Here is a 17,142-nt window from a genome sequence, read left to right as displayed (position 1 = left end):
CAACCAATACAATTATGTTCCACTAGGTGTGGGAATCATCATTTCTCCATGGAACTTCCCGTTCGCAATCATGGCTGGTACTGCGGTAGCGGCGATTGTAACCGGTAACACAGTTCTATTAAAACCAGCTTCTACAACGCCAATCGTTGCGGCGAAATTCGTAGAAGTGATGGAAGAAGCAGGTCTACCTGCAGGCGTATTAAACTTCGTACCTGGTAATGGTTCTGAAGTTGGGGACTACTTAGTCGATCACCCACGCACTCGTTTCATCTCCTTCACAGGATCTCGTGATGTGGGAATCCGTATCTTCGAGCGCGCTTCCAAAGTGAACGAAGGCCAAATTTGGTTGAAACGTGTCATCGCTGAAATGGGCGGTAAAGATACTATCGTGGTAGATAGTGAAGCAGACCTTGAATTAGCAGCACAATCCATCGTGAAATCTGCATTCGGTTTCTCTGGACAAAAATGTTCAGCATGTTCTCGTGCAGTCATCGTAGAAGATGTGTACGACCAAGTATTGGCTCGTGCGGTAGAATTAACGAAAGAATTACAAGTGGGTAACCCAGAAGATCCAAGCAACTTCATGGGTCCAGTTATCGATAACAACTCATTCAAGAAAATCATGGATTACATTGAAATCGGGAAGCAAGAAGGTAAATTGATGGCAGGTGGAGAAGGAGACAACTCGAAAGGGTTCTTCGTTCAACCAACTATCATTGCCGACCTTGATCCGAAAGCACGATTAATGCAAGAAGAAATCTTCGGACCAGTCGTAGGTTTCTCTAAAGCAAAGGATTTCGACCATGCGCTTGAAATTGCAAACAACACAGAATACGGTTTAACAGGTGCAGTGATCACAAACAACCGTGCAAAAATCGAAAAAGCTCGTGAAGAGTTCCACGTTGGAAACCTATACTTCAACCGTGGATGTACAGGAGCAATCGTTGGATACCAACCATTCGGCGGATTCAACATGTCTGGAACAGATTCTAAAGCAGGTGGACCAGACTACCTAGTACAACACATGCAAGGTAAGACAACTTCTGAAACATTCTAATTCAAAAAAAAACCTCCATCCTCGCTCAATATAGTGGGGATGGAGGTTTTTTTGAGCATGGACAATTTTTAATATTAATTGAATTGAAGTACATTCCCTTTACGAATGCATAGGATAATTTGATAACCTGTGAAGGGATTGAGAAGAATGTATTACATTCCTTATGTGAATCCATATCCGTACCGTTCTCCTTATTATTCTACTGTTCCTATGTATAACTATGGGAGTCAGCCTGTATACTGGCATTTTCCTCATAGAATGGATTATGCAAATAGATTTGATCATTTACGTTTAACCAACGGTGATGAAGTGTTAACAGATTATGGGCCTAACCCATTTGTTGTTAATATTAATGAAGCAACGAAGCAAAATAATACCTACCGTACGGCTTTATGGACAGGAACACACTTACAAGTTACTCTAATGAGTCTTAATGTAGGTGAAGATATCGGTTTGGAAATGCATCCTAACGTAGATCAATTTTTACGTATTGAGCAAGGTCAGGGAGTCGTCCAAATGGGTAAAAGCAAGGATCATTTAGATTTTGAAAGAAATGTCTATGATGATTCTGCTATCATGATACCTGCTGGAACATGGCACAATCTCACCAATACAGGTAATGTTCCACTTAAACTTTACTCGATATATGCTCCTCCTAATCATCCGTTTGGCACTGTTCATGTTAACAAAGCGGATGCAATGGCTGCGGAAGAAAGCCACGGTCATGGTAATGTTTTTGGAAGAACGCCAGATGAATGGATACAGTACACAGAGTTTTTGGTAAATGAAGGGCTAGAGGACGTTAAAAGAGGAATAAATGCTACTCACATTCTACAAGAATTTATATTAATGGGAGTACTTGTAGGAAAAGGATATTCTCCTGAAAAAGCATATGAAACAGTAGAAGCATGGGAACGTACAGGCGAATCCAAACTTCTACAACAAAGCAAAAATATGTAGACTATTTTTGTAACCTTTAACCAATAGACAAATAAAAGGGAAATGGAGTTAGCTCCCATTTCCCTTTTATATGTTTATTTTTCTTGAAGCTTTACTTCCATAGTAGCGAAAGTGTCTTCAATTGTTTTGCTTGGTTTTTCAGTAATTAAGCTTACTACAATAATTGCGATGAAGCTGATAATGAAACCAGGAATCATTTCGTACATGGTAGTTTTTAAAGCTTCAACAGAAATCCAAATGATAACTGTTACTGCACCAGCTACCATACCAGCAAGTGCGCCCCATCTGTTCATACGTTTCCAGAATAGGCTCAAAAGAATGGCAGGTCCGAATGCAGAACCGAATCCAGCCCATGCATTTCCGACTAAGTTTAGAATTGTATCATTTGGTGTTAAAGAAAGTGCTAATGAAACAATCGCTACAATTAGAACGGATAGTCTACCAATGAAAACAAGTTCTTTGTCTGAAGCTTCTTTTTTCAAGAATGTTCTATAGAAGTCTTCAGTTAATGCACTAGATGTAACTAGTAATTGAGAAGAAATCGTGCTCATAATCGCAGCTAAGATTGCAGCTAGTAACACACCTGAAATTAATGGATGGAATAATACTTGAGATAAGAAAATGAAAATCGTTTCAGGGTCAGATAAGTCTTGATTCGTTGCAGTGACATATGCTAGTCCTGCTAAACCTGTAGCCATCGCACCTACAACAGTTACGATCATCCAACCGATTCCAATACGTCTTGCGGACTTTAATTCCCTTACATGGGTAATAGCCATGAAGCGGACGATGATATGTGGCTGACCAAAGTATCCAAGACCCCAAGCCATTAGCGAAATTAACCCTAAGAACGTTGTCCCTTTGAAGATGTTCATTACGTCTGGATTAACTTGCTTCATAGTTTCAATTGCAGTGCTAGGATTGTCCAATTGCATAACAGTCACAATAGGAACTAGTATTAGAGCCAAGAACATGATTAGCCCTTGAACAAAGTCCGTTAAACTTACAGCTAAGAAACCTCCGAATAGCGTATAAGTGATGACAACAGCAGCTGTCACAAATAAACCTACTTTGTAGTCGATTCCGAATGCGCTTTCAAAAAGAGTTCCACCAGATACAAATCCTGCAGATGTATAAAGAGTAAAGAATAGAATAATTACAATTGCAGATACAAATCTTAGGATTCTTGATTTGTCCATAAAGCGATTCTCGAAAAAGTCAGGAATCGTAATAGAGTTGTTAGCAACTTCAGTATAAGTACGAAGGCGAGGAGCGACAAGGACATAGTTTAAATATGCACCAATCGTTAATCCGATCGCTAGCCAAGCACTTGCAAGTCCAGTTGTATACATAGCACCTGGTAATCCCATTAACAACCAACCACTCATGTCAGCAGCTCCTGCTGATAATGCAGTTACAGCAGGTCCAATTCCTCGATCGCCTAGCATGAAGCCTTCAATGTTATTTGTTGATTTTCTGTAAGCATAAAAACCAATTAATAACATGGCGACAAAATAAATACCAATTGAAATTAATTCTCCTGTTTGCACACAATCACATCCCTATATGTATTTTTCTTGTTGACTGCAGAATTCTTCTTCTTCCATCCCTTAAGAATCCCCCTGCTTAGACAATAATAACAGATTTTCGACAATATTTCCTGGACAATATTCTCCAAATATTTTGAGTGTTGTAGAAAGTTGTAAACATTAAAGTATATCGTAGTCGTATTTTGCTTTTTGAAGACATGCTACAATGGGAGAGATAAATATACGAAAGTAGTCTGAGAATTCTTGCTTTAACGCGTGAAAGTCTGGTATTATCAATAATATTGCCAAGGACTCACACAGTAATTTAGGAGGTGGAGGGAAATGTCTCGTATTTCTCTTGATCAGGTAAAACACGTTGCCAATTTAGCTAGGTTGGCCATAACAGAGGAGGAAGCACAATCCTTCGTCAAGAATTTAGATGCAATCATCGGTTTCGCTGAACAATTGAATGAACTCGATACTACAGGTGTCCAGCCTACGTCCCACGTCCTGGATATCAAGAATGTCTTCCGTCAGGACGAAGCGAAAGAAGGCTTACCAGTAGAACAGGTTATGAAAAATGCACCTGATAGTAAAGATGGGTATATAAGAGTACCTTCCATCTTGGAGTAAGGGGGAAAACCATGTCATTATTTACATATAAAATGTCAGAACTACATGAGTTTTTACATAAGAAAGAACTAAAAGTTACTGATCTTGTTGATGAGTCATACAAGAGAATCCAATCTGTAGATGGACAAGTTCAGGCATTTCTAGCTTTAAATGAAGAACAGGCAAGAATTCAAGCAAAGAAGCTAGATGAAAAATTGACTACTAATCAAGATTTAGGGCTATTATTTGGTATGCCTATTGGCGTAAAAGACAATATTGTCACTAAAGATTTAAGAACGACAAGTGGTAGCAGAATTTTAGAAAGTTTCGACCCAATTTATGATGCAACAGTTGTTCAAAAACTTCAGCAAGCTGAAGCAGTGAATATCGGAAAACTTAATATGGATGAGTTTGCAATGGGTTCATCAAATGAAAACTCTGCGTATAAGACTGTACACAATCCTTGGAATTTGGATTATGTGCCAGGTGGATCTTCAGGTGGATCTGCAGCTTCTGTTGCGGCTGGAGAAGTATTATTTTCACTAGGATCAGACACTGGGGGCTCTATCCGCCAACCTGCAGCATATTGTGGAGTAGTTGGGTTAAAGCCTACATATGGACGTGTGTCTCGTTTTGGGTTAATTGCATTCGCATCATCATTGGATCAAATTGGACCTATCACAAGAACAGTAGAAGACAATGCTTATTTACTTCAAGCTATTTCTGGTGTGGACCCGTTAGACGGAACCTCGGCTAATATTGATGTTCCAAACTTTAGAGAGTCTCTTACTGGCGATGTGAAAGGGTTGCGAATTGCCGTACCGAAGGAGTATTTAGGTGAGGGTGTTGGAGAAGAAGCAAAAAATGCCGTTTTAGAAGCATTAAAAGTGTTGGAAGGACTTGGTGCTTCATGGAAAGAGGTATCACTTCCGCATTCCAAATATGCTTTGGCAACCTATTACTTACTTTCTTCTTCTGAAGCATCGGCCAATCTTGCTCGTTTTGATGGAGTGAAATACGGTTACAGAACACCGAATTCTGATAGTTTAATTGAAATGTACAAAAAAACACGTGCTGAAGGCTTTGGTGACGAAGTGAAGCGCCGTATCATGCTTGGTACTTTTGCTTTGAGCTCAGGTTATTATGATGCTTATTACAAAAAGGCTCAGCAAGTCCGTACGTTAATTAAGAACGACTTTGAAGAAGTTTTCAAAAACTATGATGTCATCATCGGTCCTACTTCTCCAACCCCAGCATTTAAAATAGGAGAAAAAACTAGTGACCCGTTGACCATGTATGCAAATGATATTTTAACGATTCCTGTTAACCTAGCTGGTGTTCCAGGGATTTCTGTACCATGTGGCTTATCAGAAGACGGCTTACCACTTGGCTTACAAATTATCGGTAAACATTTTGACGAAAGTACCGTCTATCGTGTGGCTCATGCCTTTGAGCAAGCAACGAATCATCATACAAAAAGACCACAGTTGTAAGGGGTGAATGTAAATGGAGTTTGAAACGGTCATCGGGCTCGAAGTGCACGTCGAGCTGAAAACAAATTCAAAGATATTCTCATCAAGTCCAAATCATTTCGGTGCAGATCCGAATTCAAATACAAGCGTAATTGATCTAGGTTATCCAGGAATCCTACCAGTTGTAAATAAAAAAGCGGTAGACTATGCTATGAAAGCCTCCATGGCATTAAATTGCGAGGTTGCCACGGATACAAAATTTGATCGCAAAAACTATTTTTACCCAGACAACCCTAAAGCGTATCAAATCTCACAATTTGATAAACCGATTGGTGAAAATGGTTGGATTGAAATTGAGGTAAATGGATATAAGAAGAAAATAGGGATTACACGGTTACATATGGAAGAAGATGCTGGAAAGCTAACACATACTAATGATGGCTTCTCGCTGGTTGACTACAATCGACAAGGAACTCCATTAGTTGAAATCGTGTCTGAACCAGATATCCGTACTCCCGATGAGGCATATGCATATTTGGAGAAGTTAAAATCAATTATTCAATATACTGGTGTTTCGGATTGTAAAATGGAGGAAGGCTCTCTACGCTGCGATGCGAACATTTCTATTCGTCCTGTTGGTCAAAAGGAATTCGGGACTAAGACAGAATTGAAAAACTTGAATTCTTTTAACTTTGTACGTAAAGGTTTAGAGTACGAGCAACAAAGGCAGATTGAAGTGGTAACTGCAGGTGGAGAAATCAATCAGGAAACACGCCGATTTGATGAATCTACAGGTAAGACAGTATTAATGCGAGTTAAAGAAGGTTCTGATGACTATCGTTATTTCCCTGAACCAGATCTTGTTTCGCTATATATTGATGAAGAGTGGAAGGAACGCATCCGTGCTGAGATTCCAGAACTACCTGATTCGCGTCAGAAACGTTATATGGGCGATTGGGGTTTACCTGCTTATGATGCTCAAGTCCTAACTGTAACAAAAGAGACAGCAGATTTCTTTGAAGCGACTGTAGCTGCAGGGGCAGAACCTAAACAAGCTTCAAATTGGATTATGGGCGAAGTATCTGCCTATCTGAATGCAGAAGGTAAAGAGCTAGCAAAAATAGCACTTACACCTGGAAATCTTGCTGGTTTAATCAAGCTAATCGAAAATGGAACCATCTCTTCTAAAATTGCCAAAACCGTCTTCAAAGAATTAGTGGAAAACGGCGGAGAAGCGGAATCGATTGTAAAAGAGAAAGGTCTTGTCCAGATTTCTGATGAAGGGGCTTTGCTTCAAGTTGTCACAGAAACATTAGACAATAATCCTCAATCAATTGAAGATTTCAAGGCAGGAAAGCAAAAAGCAGTAGGATTCCTCGTTGGTCAAATGATGAAAGCAACAAAAGGCCAAGCTAATCCACAGTTACTGAATAAGATACTTTTGGAAGAAATTCAGAAACGATAAGGAATAAACCACCCAATCCAGGGTGGTTTATTTGTTGAGTGGAATATATATGGAGCTATTTTTGGGCTAAAAGGATAGATTAACTACCAGTCTATATTGGAATATTGGATTGATATGAATTGATGATAGTTTTAATGGAAAAAATGGATGGAAAGTATTATAATCTATTTCGCTAGTCATAAAGAATAAGAAATTGTTTAATTGCAATTTTTGGTAATTTTATGTACTATGAAATTTATGGAAAAATTCTATCGATATAGGATGATGGAGAATGAAAAGAGCCCGATTGATTTATAATCCAACCTCAGGTCGTGAAGCAATCCGCAAGCATTTGCCTGACGTATTGGCGAAATTAGAAGCTGCGGGGTACGAAGCATCTTGTCATGCGACTACTTGTGAAGGAGACGCTACAAAGGCTGCTAGAATTGCTATTGAAAGAAAGTATGATGTCGTCATAGCTGCAGGTGGAGATGGAACAATATATGAAGTGGTAAATGGTCTTGCAGATGCAGATTATCGTCCGAAGCTTGGTATTATACCAGTTGGCACAACAAATGACTTTGCACGTGCCATTCATGTCCCCCGCTCAGTGGATGCGGCTGTGGATATTATTTGTGCAGGACATACAATGCCAATCGATGTTGGTAAAATGAACGAAAAATATTTTATTAATATAGCAGGTGGAGGTCGTTTAACTGAGCTGACCTATGAAGTGCCGAGTAAAACAAAAACGATGCTTGGACAGTTGGCATACTACCTGAAGGGAATTGAGATGCTTCCTTCCATCAAAGCCACCGAAGTAGCCATTGAATATGATGGCAAACTTTTTGAAGGGGAAATCATGCTTTTCTTAGTAGCTAACACTAATTCAGTTGGAGGGTTTGAACGCCTTGCTCCTGATGCTTCATTGAATGACGGAATGTTCACCTTGTTGATTTTGAAAAAGACTAATTTAGCTGACCTTATAAGGATTGCGACTTTAGCTATCCGTGGGGAACATACTAAAGACCCTAATGTAATTTATGTGAAGGCGAACAGAATTAAAGTCACCCCTACAGAAAAAATGCAGCTTAATCTTGACGGCGAATACGGTGGATTAGCTCCAGCGGAGTTCGTAAATATGTACAGACACTTCGAAGTTTTTGTTCCGGAAGATTATGTACAACTTGATGAGCCAGAACAACAAGATATTTCGGTTGATCAATAAAAAACCTTCCTTTGGAGGTTTTTTTACTTTAGGAAAATAAAAGTTGTCAGCAATCAAGTAAGTCGACAAAATGACTAATTTATAGGAATTATATCAAGTATAATTGCGACGCTGGCTATTAGGATAGGTGCAAGCTAAGTTTTCTAATTAATATCAATTAATAAAACACTTTAAAGTTTTTGATAGATTAAAAAGGGAATTAAACTTCTATTCGCGAATAGTTTTTATCAATATAACAAAAGGAGGAGACTGATGATCCAGGGTTGGGTAAAAAATGGAGATGTAAAAATCCACTATTTAGATAATACAAGCGTGGAAGAGCAATATATTCCACTTATTATAATTCCTGGTTTAGCTGAAAGTGCAGAAGATTATGAAGAGATGATTCAATCGCTGTTACCTAGGAGGGCAGTTGTCATATCTTTAAGGGGTAGGGGACAAAGCGATCAACCTACAGAGGGATACACACTAGAAGATCACGTAGGGGATATTGAATCAGTGATTGATGCAATTACCATAGATAAGTTTGTCATGTTTGGTTTTTCAAGAGGTGTATCCTACACTTTAGGGTATGCTGTGAAACATCCGGAAAGGATTAAAGGATTAATTATTGGGGATTATCCAGCGGTGCACACAGACTTGAAAGAAGGATGGGCAGAATTTTTTGCGAGCCTCCCAGACTGGAGAGGGGTACCTATCCTTCAGAGAATGTCTCTTCAAACTTTAAAGAGTATAGAAAGAGAGTCTAAGGAAACTAGCTTCTGGGAAGGGATGCAAAACTTGAAATGTCCTCTCTTGGTTATTAGAGGAGGAATGGACGGATCAGCCTTAAGTGAGGAAAGTGTAAAGGAATATTTAGCATATGTACCTGAAGCTAGAGTTGAGGTAATGGAACATTCCAACCACGATCTTTTCACGCATGAGTCAAAAAAATTAATGAATACAATCCAAGAATTCTTTACAAATGTCGAGGGAGAGCGGTAACAATTCAATAGTTTCAAGACTATTAAAGAACAGGCAGTTTCAAACCGCTTCTGCCTGTTCCAGACAAAAAAACATTATTTATAAAGCTTTAGCATAAAGTTGATTCAATCCACAGGATATCCCATATGATTTTAGAGTTTTAAGCCAATAAGCAGCTTCTCGTTTCGATAAAATTTCGTCTAAATCCATCTTCAAAAAAACTCGGTTTGTTTTGCGGAGAGAGGGAGTGGAATAATCCGGTCTTGAAATCCAATCCTCGCGTTCAATGATGTGAGCACAAAACGTTTCCCAAATTTCTTGTGAGTATATTCCAATCCAAATGGTATAATCTCTAGTTTGAAATTCCATAGAAGCTTTAGAATCGTTAAAGGTTGAGAGCGGTCTGATTTTCTTGATACCTTTCTTTGGTTTACATTTTTCTTCTTTTCCTAAAGGAAAAGAAGAGGATGTCATATCAATAAACTGTCCTTCTCCAGTCTGTAATCGATATATATATGCAAATAGTATACTTTGTATTGCATTGGTAGTCGCAGCAATACCTGGCACAGCGAAATCCTGATCTTGAAGTGTCTCACTCTGATCAGGTACAACACATGAATGGGAGAGAGGAGCGGCAGCAATACATGAACAATAGATTAAGTGAGGGTTTTTCTTTTTTAATGTGGAATAATCCAAATGAAACTCCCTAGCAGTCTGTTGGCCAATATCCTCAATAAAAACATCGCACTTACTAAGTAATTCTTCAAAAACAGCCTTTCCGTCCTCATTTATCACATTGATATAAATAGGATTTAAGGTATGACTATGGACCTCTTTGATAAAGAAACCCGCTAGTTTACCATTTTTAAAACGTTTTATGACTCTTACTACGGTAGCCCCTAAATTTTCTAGCCATACACTTGAATAGGGTCCATCAGAGAAATCTGTTAAATCCACTACACTTATATTCTTCAAAATTTTATCCATTCATATCACCCTTCTACCAATGTCTCATATTGCCGATTGGTGAACCTCCGGCGAAGGTAGAGGCTATAATTTTACAAAATAAAAGCCTCTCTGGTCACAGAGAGGCTTACATCATAAAGACAATGACGGTCCTCTCTTATCTTCCAAAACGAATAGTTTTGCTGGAATTAGCACCTGTTCAAAATGAATGGTTGCCGGGCGTCATCGGGCCAGTCCCTCAGCCTCTCTTGATAAGAGGTCATGCATATTAATTTAATGTTCACTTTAATGCCTTAAAAACAGAAAGTCAAGAATAATTTGTATATTTAAAAAGTAAAAATATGCTTAGCTTTGCTCCATATACGAAAGAGGTTTTCTTACCAAAGTATCAAAAGAAACAGATGTATTTGAAAGAACCTATATTCTTTTATAAAAACAATTGCACAAAATCTAGAAAAACTCAAATTCGATTTGTTCTCAGATTGCCTTCGGAAATTATGAGGTTTTTTTATAATTGAGGAGATTACGAATGGAGGAAGGGGTAATAATGGGTAATATCTTTAGGGCTTCCTTTATTGGGATTATTGTTTGTGATAGAATCAGATGAGTAAAAAACAGGAAGCTTGCTGGTTAAAGACTTCACAAAGAAAAGGAAGTATATAAATTTATGGAGAAAATTGTACCGATTGTTAAGAATCAAGAGATAGATGTAACGTTTGAAGATTTAACGCATGATGGAGCTGGAGTGGCTAAGGTGGATGGTTTCCCTGTGTTCGTCCCTAATGGTTTGCCAGGAGAAAAAGCAATCATCAAAATTACAAAAGTCAATAAAGGATATGCGTTCGGAAGACTAATGGAACTGAAAGAGCCAAGTGCAGAACGTGTAAACATCACTCGGGAGGATTCTCCTAAGTACGGAGGCTGTCAGTTACAGCACCTTAGCTATGAAGGGCAATTGCAGTTTAAGGAAAAGAAAGTACGAGAAGTTCTTTCTAGAATAGGAAAATTAGAAGGTATAAAGGTCAACCCTATTATCGGTATGGAAGAACCAATGAATTATCGAAATAAAGCTCAAGTACCTGTAGGGGTGCAAGACGGTAAATTGGTTGCTGGTTTCTATAGACCACGTACACATGATATTGTGGATGCAACAGAGAGTGTCATTCAGCATCCGGCCATCAATGAAGCAATTCAAGTGGTGAAAGAGATTTGCAGCGAGATGTCTATCATGCCTTATGATGAAAAGCATCATAAAGGGGTACTTCGCCATATTATGGCGCGCTATGGGAAAACAACTGGTGAGCTAATGATTGTCTTAATAACGAGAACGCCAGACTTGCTACAAAAGAATAAGTTAGTTGAAGCTATTACTCAACGACTGCCACAGGTAAAATCAATTGTCCATAATATTAACACAAAGAAGACGAACGTGATTATGGGAGAAAAAACAAAAATAATATGGGGCAATGATGTGATTTATGATTATATTGGAGATGTGAAGTTTGCCATCTCTCCGTTATCATTTTACCAAGTAAATCCAGTTCAAACTAAAGTGCTCTATGATACGGCACTTCAATATGCAGGACTTACTGGAAAAGAAACGGTCATTGATGCCTATTGTGGTATTGGAACAATCTCTTTGTTCCTTGCGAAAAAAGCTAAGCATGTTTTTGGAGTGGAAGTGGTTCCGGAAGCAATTGCGGATGCAAAACGTAATGCAATCTTAAATGATCTAGAAAATGTTGATTTTGCTGTTGGTGAGGCTGAAACAGTCATAAAAGAGTGGTACGAAGATGGGAACCAAGCTGATGTATTGGTGGTTGATCCGCCACGAAAAGGCTGTGAAGAAACATTGTTACAAACCATCCTGGATATGAAACCAAAGAAAGTCGTATATGTTTCGTGTAATCCAGCTACTTTGGCGCGTGACTTGCGAATTCTTGAGGATGGTGGATACAAAACTATGGAAGTTCAACCTGTCGATATGTTTCCAATGACAACGCATGTAGAGGCGGTTACAAGGTTAGAATTGCAATTGTAACCCCATAATAAACTCTTGTGGGACATAATAAACCCCTGTCAAAATCAAAACAAAGTTCTGATATGCCTGTGGAAAACGTGTGGATAAAGGCAGGAAGAAAAGAAAGAATAAGAAGGGTGGGAACAAGAACCCCATCCTTTTTGCCTGAATAAAAAAGAGAAGAAAAAGCCTGATAAGCCCTTCCTATCAATGCTTGAATAAAAGTGTGAGGGGTTCTTACGAACCCCAAAAGGCTAAAAAAGAGTGAGAAAAAGCAGGAGAAAAAGGCAGGAAGAAAAGGAAGAAATAGCAGAACATTATTATCATAAATAATAAAGTTGTGGCAGAAAAAAGTGAGAAGAAAATTGAGAAAATGCCTGATTCGTGCAGAACTCTATTTTAACTGTTTGAAAATTCTTAAAATATGAACGTAGGAATGACAAGGGTTTGTGGAAAATGGGTGTAGCAGGACATTATTATTACTGAACATAGTTAGAACAGGAAAAAGATAAACAGAAAAAATATAAAAATTGTTAATAAATGGTATAACTTCCTATTTCTCTTTTTTTAGGTTTTAGGGGAAAGGAGGGAAAAGGAAAAGGAAAAGCTGGAGAAAAGAATAGAAGAATGAAGCGGAAATTATCTGAAAATAAGATATGGCTTAAATACCGAACTATTGTATAATCGAAAGAAAATCTTGGGGATAATGATTATGAATAAATATTTTAAAGACTTTTTAATAGGTCATAATTTTCTTCCATATGAAAGCTGGAACTTTATTGAAATCAACCATAAAAAAGATTCTAACCATATTGAGGAAAAGAGAAAGATTCGTGAGATATTAAAAAATGCAGGTTGTGGAGTATATATTTATACTAATCATAAAAAGGATGTCCTATATGTTGGAGAAGGTATCCTTAAGGATAGGTTGGTAAGACATTATGAGAAAACATATAAGGACAAAGTTAAAGAGAGTCCTCGATATGATTTCTTTAATAATCAAAAAGAAGAAATGATTGTTTATTATAAGTCGATTGATAATAAATATGAAAGACAAGCGATTGAAGCGATGCTTATAGTCGTATTACAGCCTATTTATAACAAAATATTAAATCGACAAGTTCAATAGGGTTACATAAAAAAACAGTCAACTAATTGTGTAACCCGTTCAGTTGTCTGGTACAAAACGAAAATTAAACATACAATTTGACTGTTGATTAACATACAAATCAACAGTGCGTTTTTTATGATATGAAGCCATTCATACTGAATTCAATGCATTTTAACATACCTATTAGCACATAATTCATCAATATTACAATGTTTATTGTTATTTGAAAAATCAATGCTAATTAGCTTGTTAAATAGCATGTCAAAAGATTAAAAATATATTGGATATAACCTTCTATCTTACAAGGATGAAATTCAATTTGAAAATATTTGAAAAGTTAGCGTGTATTATAATTAAATTGAAAAATATTTGTCTCGTTTAACTAACGAGATAGTTATCTTTAAGAAATAAAAAAGAGAGAGGTGAAATTCAAATGATTGAATTAAATCAAATAAAACCTGGAGATTTACTTATTTGTGAAGATGGAAGCAAGTTTCTTATTCGTAACGAGAAATTGATTGGACCAACTGCATTTCTATCCTCATACGATGGTATGTGGTTCATTAAGTACCAATCAAGCACATTAGAAGCAGTCATCAAAGAGGTTGATATAAACCATAAGATTAATAAAATCGAGAAAAGTAAGTTGAAAAAGTTTCTTGCTTTTTTCTGGAATGCCATTAAAGCAGGTTAAGTAGGCATCAAATTTTTTTGTACAACCAAATGAATTACAGAAAAAGGATAATCGCTATATCAAATGGCACAAAATACAAATTAAACAAACAAGGATATTTCTGATTCCTTTATAGAACTAACGAGTGATTTAGTTAAATAATCGAATAACGAATTAATAATAAAAGGACTTAGTTTACTTTAAGCTAAGTCCTTTTACTTGAATAATTGCTAATTATCTTATCTTGTCAATTGCAGTGCTAATTTAAGTGTTAGTATTTTGCTAATATGAATACTATTTTGAATGTTTGTACCACTGAACTGAACTGGTTACTAATTGTGAGTAGGATTATTTTATTGTACTGTTTATAACTTTCCTTGATATCCATTTACAAAATGATTATGATGAACTTAAAGTAATACAATTAATGTAAATAAGGATGGGCAATATGAAGACATATTGTGATTTTGCAAAAATTCCATATTTTATACAATGAACGCTCAGTCATAGGACTGGGCGTTTTTCATTGTGTTTGTTTCCAAACTCAATTTGAAAGGAGAAAATAGAATGTTACTGATTAAAACAAAGTTGAAAGAATCCTTACAAAATCTTTCTATTGAATTAATTGGAGACGTACTATCAATTGCTGTTGCTTTAGTCATTGGGTATTACGTAAAAGTTTTCTTTTTGATGTAGTTAAAGTTGTGTATTCAAAAGGGGGTGACTAATTTATGGATGAAAAATTGGCTGTTTCCATTGTCAGAGAAATCATCCGAGATATATACGGGAGATATGGGATGGAACAATTTTTTAGAAGTATAGAACCACGTATCCAGGTCCAAGTGTATGAACAGTGGATACATGTTGTTTCTAAAGAACTTAACAAGGCAGGAGTTATTGAAGAAATCTACACGCCTTTAAATACATTGGAATGAGTTTCGTGGATGTGATAGACAGGGCTGTTTACTACTTAATGGACGATGATGAATAAAGAGATAAGGAGGATTTAAGAATGAGCAATGTATTTGAGCAGGAAAAGGATGCGGGTATTACCGAATTGATGAAAGTATTCCCATTTGAAGATGTGGAACTTGACGATGATATTCGAGAATGGCTACAACAAATACCGTCTATACAAATTAAGGATTACGGATTTGATGAACCTGACAGCGAAGAGGAGTATTTTGCAATCCTTAATGAAATAACAGAATATCTGATGGAGAGGTGATGATATAGCGGTCATTAATAAAGGGGGAACTCTTAATGGAACAAGATTGGAAGGAAAAGTTTAGAGCAGAACTTTTTGAGGATATGAAAAAGGAAGCAAGGCAAGAGACAGCGGAAGAAATGGCAAGAATTTATTTGGAAACAACTTATTATGATGATGAAAAGATTTCCGAAAAGTTCGGAGTGCCTATTTACAAAGTTCAAAAGCTCAAAAGCTCAGAGAGGAGTATGAAAAACTGGAGTTTGCAAAAACATTAGAAATAACCGCCGAACCAGCTTTACTTGAGGATGATGTGATTTCTAAGTGTTTATTGAAAGACATGTATCTAAAAAGAGGAAAACTTGATGGGGCAGAAAATATGCTTTTGCTCAGCTTACACGCTATAGGTTTACGTAGATTCTTAGAGATAATTTCTGATGATACAAAGGAAACGCTACGAGGGATGTTGCAGGAAGAAGATTTAGACGTTAAAAAGGAGGGGAAAGATTGAATTACTATCAGATGTTAGAGAATTTGCATGTTGTTTCTAATAATAAAGATAGAGATGATGAAAACTTCTGGTCGCAAGAGATATATAGCCAATCTGATTTTTCCGATGCGTGTTTAGATGTCCAACTACTGGTAGGGAAAAATATTTGTAAACAAGTAAAGTGGGAAAAAGAACAAAATGAAGAATGAGCAAGAAATACCCAAAGAATATTGTCCGCATTGTGGTAAGAATTTAATAAGAGTTCTCACTAAACAAGAACAAAAGAAATATAATCTACGTTATGTGAATGAGAAAATTGGCATTTCCAATTGGGATTCTATCTTTGCTTGGAAATGTCCCTATTGTACCAAAACATGGAGGAGGGAACTTTGAGTTTATGTTAATTCCCAAAAGAGAGGCACAGCCGATTGACTACAAGATGTATGAGGAATACACACCCGTAGAGAATAAGCTCGAAATGGTGAATAACGTTTTCCTTCCATTTAATAATGAAAAGCAGAAAATGTTGGTGCTGTGTTTGTTCAATATGGGCATACAGGAGTTTATTAGCATCCTTCCAAGAGAATCAAAAGTAGAACTTTTCGGTTTGCTTCAGCAAAATTTGAAAGAATGATTTAATTTACGGAGTTTCCAAGCAGTAGCTTTCTATTTGGTTAGAAATTTGGTAAAATATGATAGCGGAGCTTTGGGTTTTCGTGCATCGAAAGGACATTTTTATGAGAACGAGCACCCTTTTTGCTTTACGAAACAACCACTTTTTTTGCTTTTGCAAAGTTTTAAGGTGGTTGTTTTTATTTCAGTAGGTATTAGTATGAAGAATTAGTATCTATAGTTTCACTTTTTAACAAAAAATCCTGAATTGAATCCTCAAATTTAAAGATTTCCAGTATGGAGTAGTTCTTTTTCGAGATATTAATTCCATATTCAGGAGCACTCTTTTGCCCTGGTTTATCATAATTTCTATCAACGAACATTTCATTTGGTACTTCCCATGCTTGAGCTGGTATAAGGAAAATATCTGGCATTTCTCCAGCATTAAAAATTAATAGAGCCAGGTATAGGTTTTTATTCGTAATGTCGAATTTGCTTTTCTGCATAAACACATATCCTGTTCCTCTAAGAGATTTAACTTGTATCTCACAGAACCGACCATTTTTATCTTTTATAATAAAATCTACACCATGGTCATCTACTTCCGAAGTGTAAACATCACATCCATATGAGGCAAACTCCATCTTTGAATAATACTCTGCATATCGCCCAATCTGTAATGAATTTAGTTTTGCCCAATCAGTATTTGGCATTGCTTTCCCTCCATAGTCAATCCTCATTTTTAAACAGACTTTCTCAATACCAAATAATAACATAAAATAGTAGTATGTTATTTTG

20 protein-coding genes and 1 riboswitch are annotated in these 17,142 nt (G+C 36.8%); of the genes, 17 read left to right on the top strand and 3 right to left on the bottom strand.

The features are described 5' to 3' along the window. Nucleotides 1-1,057, top strand: a 1,057-nt coding sequence (locus DBX25_RS16120; protein WP_240620361.1) for an L-glutamate gamma-semialdehyde dehydrogenase, incomplete at its 5' end; no start/stop codon positions are given. 147 nt (nucleotides 1,058-1,204) lie between these two features. After that, nucleotides 1,205-2,017, top strand: a complete 813-nt coding sequence (locus DBX25_RS16115) for a cupin domain-containing protein (protein WP_108671820.1) — start codon at nucleotides 1,205-1,207, stop codon at nucleotides 2,015-2,017. Between the two features lie 74 nt (nucleotides 2,018-2,091). Here the strand turns inward: DBX25_RS16115 and putP are convergent, their stop codons facing one another. Then, a complete protein-coding gene (gene putP / locus DBX25_RS16110) occupies nucleotides 2,092-3,522 on the bottom strand; it encodes a sodium/proline symporter PutP (RefSeq protein ID WP_240620364.1) in 1,431 nt (476 codons plus the stop codon). Between the two features lie 366 nt (nucleotides 3,523-3,888). Between putP and gatC the strand changes: the two genes are divergently transcribed. The 5 genes from gatC (at nucleotide 3,889) to DBX25_RS16085 (ending at nucleotide 9,286) form a co-directional block, all read left to right on the top strand. After that, nucleotides 3,889-4,179 carry an Asp-tRNA(Asn)/Glu-tRNA(Gln) amidotransferase subunit GatC gene (gatC, locus tag DBX25_RS16105; RefSeq protein ID WP_108671818.1) on the top strand — a complete coding sequence of 97 codons (291 nt, stop codon included), beginning with the start codon at nucleotides 3,889-3,891 and terminating at the stop codon, nucleotides 4,177-4,179. A gap of 11 nt (nucleotides 4,180-4,190) precedes the next feature. Further along, nucleotides 4,191-5,651, top strand: a complete 1,461-nt coding sequence (gene gatA / locus DBX25_RS16100; RefSeq protein WP_108671817.1) for an Asp-tRNA(Asn)/Glu-tRNA(Gln) amidotransferase subunit GatA — start codon at nucleotides 4,191-4,193, stop codon at nucleotides 5,649-5,651. Nucleotides 5,652-5,664: 13 nt separating this feature from the next. Next, nucleotides 5,665-7,095, top strand: a complete 1,431-nt coding sequence (gene gatB, locus DBX25_RS16095; RefSeq protein ID WP_108671816.1) for an Asp-tRNA(Asn)/Glu-tRNA(Gln) amidotransferase subunit GatB — start codon at nucleotides 5,665-5,667, stop codon at nucleotides 7,093-7,095. A 271-nt stretch (nucleotides 7,096-7,366) separates the two neighbouring features. After that, nucleotides 7,367-8,302, top strand: coding sequence for a diacylglycerol kinase (locus DBX25_RS16090; RefSeq protein WP_108671815.1), 936 nt, complete (start codon nucleotides 7,367-7,369; stop codon nucleotides 8,300-8,302). A 252-nt stretch (nucleotides 8,303-8,554) separates the two neighbouring features. After that, the gene (locus DBX25_RS16085; RefSeq protein WP_108671814.1) at nucleotides 8,555-9,286 is read left to right on the top strand and encodes an alpha/beta fold hydrolase; all 732 of its coding nucleotides are present in this window, start codon (nucleotides 8,555-8,557) and stop codon (nucleotides 9,284-9,286) included. Between the two features lie 78 nt (nucleotides 9,287-9,364). On the opposite strand, the gene DBX25_RS16080 is transcribed toward DBX25_RS16085, so the two are convergent. Beyond that, entirely contained in the window at nucleotides 9,365-10,252 is an 888-nt protein-coding gene (locus DBX25_RS16080) for a CoA transferase (RefSeq protein WP_108671813.1), read from the bottom strand. A 133-nt stretch (nucleotides 10,253-10,385) separates the two neighbouring features. Beyond that, nucleotides 10,386-10,489, bottom strand: a riboswitch (SAM riboswitch). 409 nt (nucleotides 10,490-10,898) lie between these two features. Here DBX25_RS16080 and rlmD point away from each other — a divergent pair. The 10 genes from rlmD to DBX25_RS16030 all read left to right on the top strand — a co-directional run bounded on the left by rlmD (nucleotide 10,899) and on the right by DBX25_RS16030 (nucleotide 16,366). Beyond that, nucleotides 10,899-12,272: a 23S rRNA (uracil(1939)-C(5))-methyltransferase RlmD gene (gene rlmD / locus DBX25_RS16075; RefSeq protein ID WP_108671812.1), complete on the top strand. Its 1,374-nt coding sequence runs from the start codon at nucleotides 10,899-10,901 to the stop codon at nucleotides 12,270-12,272. A 691-nt stretch (nucleotides 12,273-12,963) separates the two neighbouring features. Further along, nucleotides 12,964-13,380 (top strand): GIY-YIG nuclease family protein, encoded by a 417-nt coding sequence (locus DBX25_RS16070; protein ID WP_157950996.1) that lies wholly within the window; start codon nucleotides 12,964-12,966, stop codon nucleotides 13,378-13,380. A 415-nt stretch (nucleotides 13,381-13,795) separates the two neighbouring features. Further along, nucleotides 13,796-14,056: a hypothetical protein gene (locus tag DBX25_RS16065; RefSeq protein ID WP_108671810.1), complete on the top strand. Its 261-nt coding sequence runs from the start codon at nucleotides 13,796-13,798 to the stop codon at nucleotides 14,054-14,056. 546 nt (nucleotides 14,057-14,602) lie between these two features. Beyond that, nucleotides 14,603-14,731, top strand: coding sequence for a hypothetical protein (locus tag DBX25_RS21670; RefSeq protein ID WP_276309631.1), 129 nt, complete (start codon nucleotides 14,603-14,605; stop codon nucleotides 14,729-14,731). A gap of 35 nt (nucleotides 14,732-14,766) precedes the next feature. Further along, complete coding sequence (locus DBX25_RS16060) at nucleotides 14,767-14,970, top strand: hypothetical protein (RefSeq protein WP_108671809.1); 204 nt, start codon at nucleotides 14,767-14,769, stop codon at nucleotides 14,968-14,970. Nucleotides 14,971-15,047: 77 nt separating this feature from the next. Further along, on the top strand, nucleotides 15,048-15,263 hold the full coding sequence (locus DBX25_RS16055) for a hypothetical protein (protein WP_108671808.1): 216 nt from the start codon (nucleotides 15,048-15,050) through the stop codon (nucleotides 15,261-15,263). Between the two features lie 35 nt (nucleotides 15,264-15,298). Continuing rightward, nucleotides 15,299-15,520: a hypothetical protein gene (locus DBX25_RS16050; RefSeq protein WP_108671807.1), complete on the top strand. Its 222-nt coding sequence runs from the start codon at nucleotides 15,299-15,301 to the stop codon at nucleotides 15,518-15,520. 35 nt (nucleotides 15,521-15,555) lie between these two features. Then, nucleotides 15,556-15,753: a hypothetical protein gene (locus DBX25_RS16045; RefSeq protein ID WP_108671806.1), complete on the top strand. Its 198-nt coding sequence runs from the start codon at nucleotides 15,556-15,558 to the stop codon at nucleotides 15,751-15,753. Further along, the gene (locus DBX25_RS16040; RefSeq protein ID WP_108671805.1) at nucleotides 15,750-15,941 is read left to right on the top strand and encodes a hypothetical protein; all 192 of its coding nucleotides are present in this window, start codon (nucleotides 15,750-15,752) and stop codon (nucleotides 15,939-15,941) included. The genes DBX25_RS16045 and DBX25_RS16040 overlap by 4 nt, the downstream gene beginning before the upstream one ends. A 188-nt stretch (nucleotides 15,942-16,129) precedes the next feature. Beyond that, the gene (locus DBX25_RS16030) at nucleotides 16,130-16,366 is read left to right on the top strand and encodes a hypothetical protein (RefSeq protein ID WP_108671803.1); all 237 of its coding nucleotides are present in this window, start codon (nucleotides 16,130-16,132) and stop codon (nucleotides 16,364-16,366) included. Nucleotides 16,367-16,559: 193 nt separating this feature from the next. On the opposite strand, the gene DBX25_RS16025 is transcribed toward DBX25_RS16030, so the two are convergent. Beyond that, complete coding sequence (locus tag DBX25_RS16025) at nucleotides 16,560-17,057, bottom strand: DUF4365 domain-containing protein (protein WP_205685256.1); 498 nt, start codon at nucleotides 17,055-17,057, stop codon at nucleotides 16,560-16,562. Between the last annotated feature and the right edge of the window lie 85 nt (nucleotides 17,058-17,142).

Origin of the sequence: Peribacillus acanthi, assembly GCF_003073175.1 — a bacterium.
GTDB classification, from domain to species: domain Bacteria; phylum Bacillota; class Bacilli; order Bacillales; family DSM-1321; genus Bacillus_BN; species Bacillus_BN acanthi.
Note: the sequence above shows the minus strand (reverse complement) of the source record. Positions and strands in the feature narration are given on the sequence as shown.